An 11,917-nucleotide genomic window follows, 5' to 3' on the forward strand; every position below is an offset into this window, starting at 1 on the left:
CAGCGGACGTCTCAACGGTCAGCACCGCGGTACACCCCTTCATGTCCGAGCCGGTGGGCGAACTTGTTGGCGCCGATGACGAGGACGGTGCCGATCACCGCCTTCACCAGGCCCACGGCGGCCGCCGTGCCCCATTCGTTGTCCTTGATGCCGTGGAAGTAGACGTAGGTGTCAAGGACTTCACCGGCGTCGGGGCCGACGGCGTCGCGCTGGAGCAGGATCTGCTCGAAGCCGACGGTGAGGATGTTGCCGAGGTTGAGGATCAGCAGCAGGACGAGCACCGGGGACAGGCCGGGCAGGGTGACGTGCCAGAAGCGGCGCCACCTGGCCGCGCCGTCCATGGCCGCCGCCTCGTACAGGCCGCGGTCGATGGAGAGCAGTGCGGCGAGGATGATGATGGTGCCCCAGCCGGCGTCCTTCCACATGACCTGGAGCGCGAGCAGCCAGGGGAAGGCGTTCGGGTCGGTGGTCATGTCGTAGCGGGGCAGGCCGAGGGATGCGAGCAGATCGGGCACGACGCCGGCGCCGCCCAGGATCTGCTGGAAGATCGAGACGATGATGACCCAGCCGATGAAGTGGGGCAGGTAGACGACGCTCTGCACGAAGCGGCGCAGCTTGTCGCTGACGATGCTGTTGAGCAGCAGTGCGAGCGCGATCGGCACGGGGAAGAACAGGACGAGCTGGACGAGCGCGATCTCCAGGGTGTTGCCGGTCGCCGACCAGAAGTCGGGGTCGGCGAAGGCCGTCGTGAAGTTGGTGAAGCCGGTCCAGGCACTGTGCATGTAGCCCAGGTAGGGCTGGTAGTCCTGGAAGGCCACCATGTAGCCCAGCAGCGGTACGTAGTGGAACACCACGAAGTACAGGAAGCCGGGCAGGCAGAGCAGCAGCATCACTTTGTCGCGCTGGAGACGCTGCCAAAGGGTCTTGCGGGGAACGCGATCGACCGCGTTCGGTGGTGCGGAGACAGTCATGGAGCGGTCCTGTTCGGCCGGTTGGCGCAGGAACTGCGCTTCTGCGGCGGCAAGTTAGTAAGCGGTTAACCCCATCGTCAATAGATCCGGAGATTTGACCGAGCGAGGAAGCGCTGCGAACCGGCCACTTCAGCCCGTCATTTCCTGCTGTACCAGGGCAACTTGACCGCCATTCTTTCTTTGTGACCTTGACGGTCGAGCAACGTGCTCCCTAGCGTTCGGTAACGCCATAGAACACGTTTACTGTCCGGAGGCAGGGTGCGTACCACTGACGAGGCGCCGGTCGAGGCCGAGGCCACCGACGCCACACCGCCCCCGCGGCGGCCCCGTACGGTCCTCGCGATGGACTCCTCGGTCGTGGACGACGTCTTCCCGCCCACCGTGCGGGCGCGCCTGGAGGAGACCGCGGACATCCGGCCTCCGCGTGTCGTACGGGAGTTCACCAGCCCGCAGGCGCAGGCGGCCCTCGCCGAGTGCGAGGTCCTGCTCACCGGCTGGGGCTGCCCACCGGTCGACAGGGCCGCACTCGACCGGGCGCCCCGGCTGCGCGCGGTGATCCACGCGGCCGGCACCGTGAAGACGTTTTTGAGCCGGGAGGCCTACGAGCGCGGTATCGCGGTCTCCTCGGCTGCCGCGGCCAACGCCGTGCCGGTCGCCGAGTTCACGCTCGCCGCGATCATCCTGGGCGCCAAGCGGGCCTTCCCGCTCGCCCATCTCTTCCGCGGCCGGCGCACCCACCGCACCGACGCCGATCTGGAGCGCCACCACTGGCTCGGCACCCGCGGCATCACGGTCGGCGTGGTCGGCGCCTCGCGCATCGGCCGTCGTGTCGCGGAACTGCTGCGCACCCTCGACGCCGAGGTGCTCCTGTACGACCCGTACGTCGGGGACGCCGAGGCGGAGCTGCTCGGCGCCACCCGCACCGACCTGGACACCCTGGTGGCGACCAGCGACGTGGTGACCCTGCACGCGCCGGACACCGCGGAGACCCACCATCTTCTCGACGCCCGCCGGTTCGCGCTGATGCGCCCGGGCACACTGCTGGTGAACACCGCGCGCGGTCCGCTCGTGGACACGGAAGCCCTCACGGAACACCTGGTCAGCGGCCGGATCGACGCCGTGCTCGACGTCACGGACCCGGAACCGCTGCCCGCGGGACACCCGCTGTGGGACCTGCCCAACGTCTTCATCACCCCGCACATGGCGGGCGCCCAGGGCAACGAGGTGGGCAGGCTCGGCGCGCTCGCCGTCGACGAACTGGCCCGGTACGCGCGCGGGGTGCCGCTGGCGCACGCCGTGCTCCTGGAGGACCTGGAGCGGATCGCGTGACCAAACCACCGCCACACGCCATAGGCTCTGGGGACCGACCGCAGGCAGACCAGCACGACCATCAGGGGGTGGGCCGGATGTCCCAGCAGAGTGCCACGGCACCCGGGCCGGATGGGCACGGCGAACGGCAGGGCGACCGGAACGGGCAACGCCGCGCGACGGTCGTCGACGTCGCGAAGCGCGCCGGGGTGTCCACGGCGACCGTCTCCCGTGTGATGAACCGCAACTATCCGGTCTCCGCCGCCACGCGCGAGCGCGTCGAGGTGGCCATGCGCGAGCTCGGTTATGTGGTCAACGCCCATGCCCGAGCGCTGGCCGGCGCCTCCGGCCGCACCGTCGGCATCATCGTCAGCGAGCTGATCGATCCGTTCTACGCGTACATCGCGCGCGGCGTCGAACGCGAGGCCACCGACGGCGACCGGCTCTGCCTGGTGTGCTGCACCCAGGGCGACCCGCAGCGCGAGCTCGCCTTCATCGAGCTGATGCACGAGCGGCGGGCGGACGCGGTGGTCCTGGTCGGCGGCAGCGTCGAGGACCGCGCCTACAAGGCCGAACTGGCGCGCCGGGCCCGGGAGCTGGACGCGGGCGGATCGAAGCTCGTGCTGTGCGGGCGGCCCTCGCTCGGCGACGGCGTACCGACGGTCGGGGTCGAGTACGACAACGAGGGCGGCGCCTTCGCGATCACCGACCACCTGATCAGGCAGGGCCATGAGCGGATCCTCTACCTGGGCGGGCCGCCCGGCCTCTCCACGGCGCGGGACCGGCTCGCCGGACACCGGCGCGCGCTCGAACTGCGCGGCATCGCGCGGGATCCCGAGCTGGAACAGCCCGGCGCCTTCAGCCGCGCCTTCGGGTACCGCCGCATGGCCGAACTGCTGAACGGCGGACCGGAGTTCACCGCCGTGTTCGCCGCGAACGACATCGTGGCGGCGGGCGCGGCGCAGGCTCTGGAAGAGGCCGGGCTGCGCATCCCGCAGGACATGTCGCTGGTCGGGTACGACGACATCCCGGTGGCCCAGGAGCTGCGGCCCCGGCTGACGACCGTGCGGATCCCGCTGGAGGAGATGGGTCGGCAGGCGGTGCGGGTCGCACTCAACGGTGGCGACGAGGACGACTGGCGCGCCCCGACGACCGGCACGCTGCGCCTCGGCACGCACATCGTCGTGCGGGAGTCGGTGGCGGCACCGATGAGCACGCCCTCGGGGAACGGCAAGCCGCGCCGGAGCTGACACTGGGCACGGCTTGCTTGATTCTGCTCGCAAGAGCCCCGATCCGCATAGTAACGAACAGAAACTCGGCGAACCCTCTTGCGGCCGGATAGCAAACGCTTACATGCTGGCGCGCAGCCCCACCGCTCGTCCCGTCCATCGCTCCGACGTCGTCCGTCCCCATGGGAGTCCCTGGATGCGCCATGCCCACAAGCCTCTCCATGATCCCGCCACGCCGTCCGGCCCCGGCCGTCGCACCGTGCTCGCCGCACTGGCAGGTGCCGGTGCGGCCGTCGCACTCGGCACCGGAACCGCGACCGCCTCCGCCGCGTCGCCCGGCACCGCGAGCGGCGACACGCTGTTCGTCAAGGCGTTCCCGGACGCCGAGACGGAACGGCTGCGGCTCGACCGGTCGCTGCGGGCCGGCGACTTCATCCCCACCGGGCGCTACGCGGCACCGAGCACGCCCATCACCGTCCGGGTGCGGTCGGCCCACGGGGTGCTCCCGGTTCTGCACATCGGCACCTTCGACGACTACCACACGAACACCGACCTGAAAGCGCCGCGGACGTACCGGCTCCGGCCGGGCCTGAACGAGGTCGCGGACCTCTACGGCGGCCCGATGTACCTGAGTTTCGCCGGTCACGGTCAGAGTGCCGCCGTCACCTTCGTCTCCGGCGCCGAGCGGATGGCCGTCTTCGAGCTCGGCCGGACGAGCGAGACCGAGTTCCAGCGGCAGCTCGACACCGTCACCGGCGTCCCCTGGGTCGAACTCGTCACGGACCGGGCCATCCTGACGCTGACCCGCGAGGGTGCGCTGCTGTACCGCGGCGAGGACCACGCCGCGCTGATGTCGCTGTTCGACACCATCATCGACTCGCATGACCGGATCAGCGGCCTCGACAGCGGCCGGCCCCTCGACCGGCCCAAGGCGGGCCGCTACCACTTCATCGAGGTCAGCACCGTCCCCAAGGGCGTCACCGCGTACGCGTGGCACGGTTTCAACGGCTTCCCCCGCGCCTACATGGACCGGCTGTGCACGGTCGACGGCCTCACCACCCGCGGCTGGGGCCTGTACCACGAACTGGGGCACCTCAACCAGCAGGCCGCTTACCAGGCCGGCAGCCTCACCGAAGTCACGGTGAACATCTACTCGCTGGCGGCACAGCGCACTTTGGGCCGCCCCTCGAACCTCCTCACGGTCGACGCGAAGACGGGCCTCAACTGGTTCCAGTCCGCCCGGGCCAAGCTCGGCACCCCCGGCCTCTCCTACGTCGACGACTTCGGCGCCTACGAACAGCTCGTCCCCCTGCGGCAGCTGGAACTCGCCTTCGGTGACGACTTCTGGCCGCGCCTGCACCGGCTGGTCCGCGCGGAACACCAGCACGACGCCCCGGTGGAGGACTACGACCACCCGCCGGAGGTCGAAGCGCGCCAGTATCGCGCCCTCGGCACCTACGCCTCGCGCACGGCGGGCCGCGATCTGACGGAGTTCCTCGTCGACAAGTGGTCGATGCCGATCGACGCGCAGGGCGTCGCGGAGATCGCCGCCCTGAACCTCCCGAAGCCGGACACGGACCCGAGCACGCTCACGGACTGACCGCGCGGACATACCGCCGGTCCTCCGGCTGCCCCGGCCGGTCAGAGCGGTGACGTCCGCCGACGACACGGTGAGGGTCGAGCGAGGCCCGCGCCCCGCCGTCACCGGCGGCTCGCGCCGCCGCACGCACACCACAGCACTCGTCCTCGGCCGACCCCGCTCGCTCAGGCCGCAGCCCCCCATCAGCGTACGGACCGCCCAAAGGAGACGACGCCTCATGCGCACCCCCGCATCCCCGTCCCGCCGTACCGTCCTCGCCACCGCCGCGGCCACGGGCGCCGCACTCGCCGTCGGCGGCCTAGGCGCCGGCACCGCGCAGGCCGCCGGCGACCTCACCGTGCCGCTCGTCGCCCGCCCCTCCGCCGAGGCGGAGCGGCTCCGCCTCGGCCAGGCCCTGCGCGGCTCCGAGTTCCAGACGACCGGCCGCTACGTCCCACCGGCCACCCCCCTCCGCTTCGACGTGCTGCCCTACGACGGCGTGGTGCCGACCCTCTGGATCGGGCAGTGGGACTATTACGGCACCGTCACCGAACCGCGCAGCCATCAGCTGAAGCCCGGTGCGAACACCGTGACCGATCCGTACGGCGGACCCGTCTACTTCACCCTGGAGGGCCACGGGCAGCGCGCCGCGATCCGGTTCAAGAGCGGCTCCGTACCGATGCCGGTCTTCACGCTCGGGCGCACCACCGGGGCCGACTACCAAGGCCAGTTGGACACGTACACCGATGTCCCGGTCGTCGAGTTGCACGGGCCGCGCTCCATCGTGACGCTCACCCGGGACGGCGCGCTGCTGTACCGGGAGGAGGACCACGCCGCACTGCTGCGCCTCCTGGAGCAGATCATCGAGGCCGAGTCCGACATCAGCGGCCTGGACGGTTCGAAGCCGGTGCACCGGTCCAAGGCCGGCGGCTACCACTTCACCGAGGTGTCGGTGGTGCCGTCCGGCGTCGGCGCGTACGCGACGCACGGCTACAACGGGTTCCCGCGCGCCTATCTCGACCGGGCCACCACGGTGGAGGGGCTGCGCACCCGCGGCTGGGGGCTGTACCACGAACTCGGCCATCTGCACCAACAGATGGCGTACAAGCCGTCGGGGCTGACCGAGGTCACGGTGAACATCTACTCGCTGGCCGTGCAGCGTGCCCTCGGCCAGCCCTCCAACCTGCTCAGCGTCGACCCGAAGACGGGCCTGAACTACTTCCAGTCCGCCCGGGCCAAGTTCGGCACGGCGGGGCTGACGTACGAGAAGTCCTTCAGCGCGTACGAGAAGCTCGTGCCGCTGCGACAGCTGGAGGTGGCCTTCGGTGACGACTTCTGGCCCAGGATGCACAAGCTGGTGCGCGAGGAGAACCCCCAGTCGGACTACACCGAGACGGCCAAGCGGTACCGGGCGCTGGCCACGTACGCGAGCCGTGTCGCGGAGCGCGACCTCACCGACTTCTTCGTCACCACCTGGGCGTTCCCCATCGACGCCGCGGGACGGGCCGAACTGGCCGCACTCCATCTGCCGAAGCCGACGACCGACCCCGCCACGCTGACCGACTGACCCGGAGGACGAGACCCACCATGGACCTGAGCAGACGCCAGACCCTCGCGCTCGCCGGAGCGGGCGCCGTCGCCACCCTCGTCGCCCGCCCGGGCGTCGCGAGTGCCGCCACCGGTTCCGCCGACGACCCGTACGAGCCCCTGCTCGCCCGCGCCGCACAGCAGTTGACCGGCGGCGCCTTCGACCCCGAGGACCCGGACTTCGCGGCCGCGCTCACCGCCCTGGACACACAGGCCTCCGCCTGGTGGCGGCAGATCGACACCTCCACGGGCCGCAAGGCGCTGTGGGCCGATCTGTCCCCGGCCTCCGATCCCGGCATGTTCGGCCAGAGCTATCCGCGACTGCGCACGCTCGCGACCGCGTGGGCCACCCCCGGCACCTCCCTCACCGGGCAGGCGGCCGTGCGCGACGGGATCCTCGACGCGCTGCGCTTCCTGCACACCGTGGGCTACAACGCCTCTCGCCCCGAGACCGGCAACTGGTGGTTCTGGGAGATCGGCGCGCCGCGCGCGCTGATGGACATCTGCGTGCTGCTGCGCGCCGATCTCCCGGCGGAGGACCGCGATGCCTATGTGAAGACGGTGGCCAGGTTCGTCCCCAATGCGGATCGCCGCACCAACTCCCCGACGCTCGCCGAGACCGGCGCGAACCGCTCCGACAAGGCCGTCATCGTCGCCCTGCGCGGGCTGCTCGCGCGCGACCCCGCCGCGCTCGTCCTGGCCCGTGACGCCCTGTCCGACGTCCGCGACAGCGGGAAGAACAGCCTGTTCCAGTACGTCACTTCGGGTGATGGGTTCTACCGGGACGGCTCGTTCGTACAGCACTCCAACGTCGCGTACACGGGCACGTACGGCAGCGTCCTGCTGGGTGGCGCCGGCCAGCTGATCGCGCTGCTCGCCGGCTCCGACTGGGCCGTCACCGACCCCTCGGTCGAGGTGCTGTACGAGGCTGTCGAGCGGAGCTTCGAGCCCTTCCTGTTCGACGGTCTGATGATGGACGCGGTGCGCGGCCGTGCCATCTCCCGCGAGTCCGCCCGCGACCACAACGACGGTGCGGCCGCGGTCTCGCACATCCTCCAACTCGCCGACGGGGCACCGCAGGCGTACGCGGACCGCTGGCGCGCGGCGGCCAAGGGCTGGATCCTGCGCAACACGAGGACGCCGTACAAGGAACTCATCGGGATCCCCGCCCTGGCCCGCGCGAAGGCCCTCCTCGACGATCCGGCGGTGCGGCCCGCGGACCGCCTCACCGGGCACCTCGTCCTCGCAGACATGGACCGCGTGGTGCATCGGCGCCCGTCCTGGGCGTGCGCGCTGTCGCTGTCGTCGAAGCGCATCGCCGCCTACGAGATGGGCAACGGCGAGAATCTGCACGGCTGGTACACCGGCGACGGCATGACATACCTGTACGACGGCGACGACCCGGACGCCTTCGGTGACTCCTTCTGGCCGACCGTCGACCCGTACCGGCTGCCGGGCACGACGGTGGACACCCGCGCGCGGGCCGATCTCGGGACCGGCGGCGGGACCGGCACCTTCCGCCCGAAGAACGCGGTCGCGGGCGGCGCCGTGCTCGACGCCCGCTTCGGTGCCGCCGCGATGGAGCTGTTGGCGGACGGGTCGACGCTGCGGGCCAAGAAGGCGTGGTTCTTCCTGGACAACGCGGTCCTCGCGCTCGGCGCCGGGATCACGGCGAGCGACGGCAGGACGATCGAGACGGTGGTGGAGAACCGGAACCTGCACGCCGAAGGGGCGCCGCTGCTCATCGTCGACGGGCATCGGCAGCCCACGGAGCAGGGGTGGTCGGCCGAACTGGACGACGCACGCTGGGCCCACCTGGAAGGCACGGGCGGCTATGTCTTCCCCTCCGGCGGACCGCTGCGCGCCCTGCGCGAGGAGCGGACCGGCACGTGGAGCGCCCTCAACACCGGTGCGGACACCGGCGGCAGCACCACCCCGGTGAGCCGCCGCTACGCCACCCTCTGGTTCGACCACGGCCCCTCCCCCACGTCCGCCTCCTACGCCTACGTCCTGCTGCCGGGCGCGACCCCTGCCGCGACCCTGGCCTGGTCCCGCTCCCTCCCGGCGCGCGTACTCGCCAACGACGCCACCGTCCAGGCCGTCGCCTCGCCCCGTCTCGGCCTGCTCGCGGCACACTTCTGGGCGGCCGGCTCGGTCGACGGGCTGAGCGCGGACGGCCCCGGAACCGTCCTGGTGTGCCGCCGCGACGAGGGCATATCGGTGGCGGTGGCGGATCCGGGCCGCACGGCGACGACCCTGACCGTCCGGCTCCCCTTCCCCGTGAGCACGGTGGTCAGCGCCGACGACACGGTGTCCGTCACTCCGGGCCGACAGCCCGTGCTCACCGTCCGCGTGGGCGGCTCACGGGGTCATACGCACACTGCCCGGCTGCGCTGAGCCTGCCGCCACCGACCCACCCGTACCGCCCGCCGCCCGCCGAAGGAGCCAGCGAACCACCATGCCCGCCCCGCACTTCCCCCTGCCGCCCACCGACCGCGTCCGCTCCCCCCTGACCGGCTGGACCCGGGCGCACTGGGAGGCCCTGGCCGACTGGCAACTGTCGGCCCTGCTGCCCTACGCCACACCGGGTTTCGCGCAGTACCGGCTGCCGGGGCGGGCCAGCTGGTCCGGGGTCGTCTCGGACGGGCTCGAAGGGTTCGCTCGGACATTCCTGCTGGCCTCCTTCCGGATCGCGGGCGCGGGCGGCAGCGACGGAACGGATTCCGCGGCCATCTCCCACCTCATCGAAAGGTACACGCAGGGTCTGACAACGGGCACGGACCGTGACAGCGGCGAGGCCTGGCCCGAACTCACGAACTGTTCCCAGCAGATGGTCGAGGCCGCCTCGATCGCGCTCGGCCTGCACGAGACCCGCCCCTGGATCTGGGACCGGCTCGACACCCGGGTCCAGGAGCGGGTCGTCGACTGGTTCTCCGGGTTCATCGGCGCGAAGACCTGGGACAACAACTGGCGCCTGTTCCAAGTGGTGTCGGAGCAGTTCCTCGCCTCGGTCGGCGCACCGTACGACCAGGGCGACATCGATGCGGGCCTCGACCGGATCGAGGACTGGTACGTCGGCGACGGCTGGTACACGGACGGCGACGGCCGCAACTTCGACTACTACATCGGCTGGGCCATGCACCTGTACCCGCTGCTGTGGGCCCGCATGGCGGGGCCGGACGGGGACGGCGGGCGGGGCGCCGTCTACCGGGAGCGGCTGGCCCAGTTCCTCGCCACGTACCCGCAGTTCTTCGGCGCGGACGGCGCGCCGGTGCACCAGGGCCGGTCGCTGACGTACCGCATCGCGGCGACGGCTCCGGTGTGGCTGGGCGCGCTCGCCGACTGCACCCCGCTCGCGCCGGGCCTGACCCGGCGCCTCGCCTCCGGCGCGGCCCGGCACTTCGCCGAGCGCGGGGTGCCGGACGAGCGGGGGCTGCTGCCGCTGGGCTGGTACGACACGTTCCTGCCCGCGACACAGCCGTACTCGGGGCCCGCGTCGCCGTACTGGGCGAGCAAGGGGTTCCTCGGTCTGCTGCTTCCCGCCGACCACCCGGTGTGGACGGACAGGGAACTCCCGCTGCCCGTCGAGCAGTCCACGCAGTACACGGCGCTTCGCGCGCCCGGCTGGCTACTGCACGGCACCCCGCACGACGGTGTCGTCCGCCTGGTCAACCACGGCAGCGACCACAACCCGCCGGACGGCCCGGCGAGCGACGACCCGCACTACGCCAAGTTCGCCTACTCCACGGCCACCGCCCCGGAGTCCGCGCCGCACGCCTGGGCCCGCGCAGTCGACAACCACATCGCGCTGCTCACCGCGGACGGCACCCCGTCGCGCCGCCGCCGCATCCACCCCCTCGGCTGCCAGGGGCGCCGCGCGTCGTCCCGTCACGACGTGCAACTCCCGGGCAGGGACGACGAGTTCCCTATCGAGTCGACGAGCGTGCTGCACGGGCCGTGGGAGCTGCGCGTGCACCGGGTGCGGGCACCTGAGGGCGCGACGGTGCGCGAGGGCGGGTACGCGGTCGCCGACAGGGTGCGGCCGCACTCCGAGCAGGGGCCCGGCTGGGCGCTGACCCGTACGGAGTCGGGGCTGACCAGCGCCGTGGCCGCGCTGTACGGATGGGACGAGGACACGGGCGTCGCGCGCGAGGTCGAGGCGAACGCCTACGGCCCGCACTCGGCGACCCCGTACCTGCGAGCCGTGCGCCATCCGGGCGGTGAGAGTGTCCACGTCACCTTGGTGGTGCTCACCCGCGACGTCGTCCACCCCTGGGCCCTGCGCGAGTCGATCACGTGCACGCGCGAGGACGACGGGCGGGTGACGGTCACGTTCCCGGACGGCGAGACGGTGACGGTTTGACCGGCTCAGGTCGGCTCAGGCGTTGGGACGCTTGCCGTGATTGGCCTTCTTCTTCTTACGGCCGCGTCGCTTGTTCCCTCGTTTGGCCACGGTGCACATCTCCCTAATCCAGGACTTTCTACGCCTCGCTCAGTCTAGATTCGGCCCGGAGTGTCCGCATCAGCGGTGGCGCGGGCACAACGCGCACAGACCGGCGTTCCGCCGTCCCGGCGCAATCCCTCGCCTGCACCCAGTTATCCTGCCTTGTCCTGAACAAGCCAGGGAGGTCCCCCAGCATGAGCAGCGCCACGTCGTCCTTTCCCGAGCGGATCGAGCTCACAGGAGAGGGTCTCGTCCTCCGCGACTGGACGGAGGCGGACCTGGCCGCGATGCCGGAGCTGTTCGACCACCCCGACATCGCGTACTGGACACCGATCGTGTCCCCCTTCGACGAAGCGGCCGCCCGCGCACGACTGGACCGGGACCGGCAGCTGCGGGCCGAGGGCACGACCATCCTGCTCGCCATCACCGTCGACGGCGGCGCACCGCTCGGCGAGGTGATGCTGCGGCGTGCGCCCGAGGGCACAGAGCTGGGCTACGCGGTCGGCCCGGCGCACCGCGGCCAGGGGCTGGCGGCGCGTGCGGTGCGGGTGATGGCCGCGTACGCCTTCGAGCAGCTGAGCGCGGGGCAGGTGATCCTGGAACTGGAGGCCGAGAACGCCGCGAGTGTCGCCGTGGCCACCAGGGCGGGCTTCAGACTGCTCGACGTGCCGCTGATCAGGGGTGAGGAGAAGGGGCGGCCCTACGCCCTGCAGACGTGGGGCCTGAACCGCCCCTGACCCTCAGCCTCATGGTCGTCTGGGGCTGCTCGAACCAGCACTACTGCTGGAAGCGGGCTGAG

Annotated in this window: 9 protein-coding genes; 7 read left to right on the forward strand and 2 right to left on the reverse strand. The window is 71.4% G+C overall.

The window, feature by feature from the left end; genetic code table 11:
* Positions 1–11: 11 nt before the first annotated feature.
* Positions 12–971 carry an ABC transporter permease gene (locus tag ACWEK3_RS06855; RefSeq protein WP_453249095.1) on the reverse strand — a complete coding sequence of 320 codons (960 nt, stop codon included), beginning with the start codon at positions 969–971 and terminating at the stop codon, positions 12–14.
* 258 nt (positions 972–1,229) lie between these two features.
* Here ACWEK3_RS06855 and ACWEK3_RS06860 point away from each other — a divergent pair, with 258 nt between their 5' ends.
* From ACWEK3_RS06860 to ACWEK3_RS06885, 6 genes are all read left to right on the forward strand, one after another.
* On the forward strand, positions 1,230–2,300 hold the full coding sequence (locus tag ACWEK3_RS06860) for a hydroxyacid dehydrogenase (protein WP_453249096.1): 1,071 nt from the start codon (positions 1,230–1,232) through the stop codon (positions 2,298–2,300).
* A gap of 68 nt (positions 2,301–2,368) precedes the next feature.
* Positions 2,369–3,529 (forward strand): LacI family DNA-binding transcriptional regulator, encoded by a 1,161-nt coding sequence (locus ACWEK3_RS06865; protein ID WP_450540418.1) that lies wholly within the window; start codon positions 2,369–2,371, stop codon positions 3,527–3,529.
* 175 nt (positions 3,530–3,704) lie between these two features.
* The gene (locus tag ACWEK3_RS06870; protein WP_450540420.1) at positions 3,705–5,108 is read left to right on the forward strand and encodes a M60 family metallopeptidase; all 1,404 of its coding nucleotides are present in this window, start codon (positions 3,705–3,707) and stop codon (positions 5,106–5,108) included.
* A gap of 217 nt (positions 5,109–5,325) precedes the next feature.
* Complete coding sequence (locus ACWEK3_RS06875; protein WP_453249097.1) at positions 5,326–6,654, forward strand: M60 family metallopeptidase; 1,329 nt, start codon at positions 5,326–5,328, stop codon at positions 6,652–6,654.
* A 20-nt stretch (positions 6,655–6,674) separates the two neighbouring features.
* Positions 6,675–9,071 (forward strand): polysaccharide lyase 8 family protein, encoded by a 2,397-nt coding sequence (locus ACWEK3_RS06880; protein ID WP_450540424.1) that lies wholly within the window; start codon positions 6,675–6,677, stop codon positions 9,069–9,071.
* A gap of 61 nt (positions 9,072–9,132) precedes the next feature.
* Positions 9,133–11,037, forward strand: a complete 1,905-nt coding sequence (locus tag ACWEK3_RS06885; protein WP_453249098.1) for a DUF2264 domain-containing protein — start codon at positions 9,133–9,135, stop codon at positions 11,035–11,037.
* 15 nt (positions 11,038–11,052) lie between these two features.
* Here ACWEK3_RS06885 and ACWEK3_RS06890 read toward each other — a convergent pair whose 3' ends face one another.
* The gene (locus ACWEK3_RS06890) at positions 11,053–11,136 is read right to left on the reverse strand and encodes a 50S ribosomal protein bL37 (protein ID WP_372496954.1); all 84 of its coding nucleotides are present in this window, start codon (positions 11,134–11,136) and stop codon (positions 11,053–11,055) included.
* Positions 11,137–11,312: 176 nt separating this feature from the next.
* Between ACWEK3_RS06890 and ACWEK3_RS06895 the strand changes: the two genes are divergently transcribed.
* On the forward strand, positions 11,313–11,855 hold the full coding sequence (locus tag ACWEK3_RS06895) for a GNAT family N-acetyltransferase (RefSeq protein ID WP_450540427.1): 543 nt from the start codon (positions 11,313–11,315) through the stop codon (positions 11,853–11,855).
* Positions 11,856–11,917 lie beyond the last annotated feature (62 nt).

Source organism: Streptomyces sp. NPDC004721 (genome assembly GCF_053601495.1).

Excerpts from the sequence above, each read along its gene's own strand:
- ACWEK3_RS06890 (WP_372496954.1), bottom strand. The coding sequence starts at position 11,136 with ATGTGCACCGTGGCCAAACGAGGGAACAAGCGACGCGGCCGTAAGAAG.
- ACWEK3_RS06855 (WP_453249095.1), bottom strand. The coding sequence starts at position 971 with ATGACTGTCTCCGCACCACCGAACGCGGTCGATCGCGTTCCCCGCAAG.
- ACWEK3_RS06875 (WP_453249097.1), top strand. The coding sequence starts at position 5,326 with ATGCGCACCCCCGCATCCCCGTCCCGCCGTACCGTCCTCGCCACCGCC.
- ACWEK3_RS06880 (WP_450540424.1), top strand. The coding sequence starts at position 6,675 with ATGGACCTGAGCAGACGCCAGACCCTCGCGCTCGCCGGAGCGGGCGCC.
- ACWEK3_RS06895 (WP_450540427.1), top strand. The coding sequence starts at position 11,313 with ATGAGCAGCGCCACGTCGTCCTTTCCCGAGCGGATCGAGCTCACAGGA.
- ACWEK3_RS06870 (WP_450540420.1), top strand. The coding sequence starts at position 3,705 with ATGCGCCATGCCCACAAGCCTCTCCATGATCCCGCCACGCCGTCCGGC.
- ACWEK3_RS06885 (WP_453249098.1), top strand. The coding sequence starts at position 9,133 with ATGCCCGCCCCGCACTTCCCCCTGCCGCCCACCGACCGCGTCCGCTCC.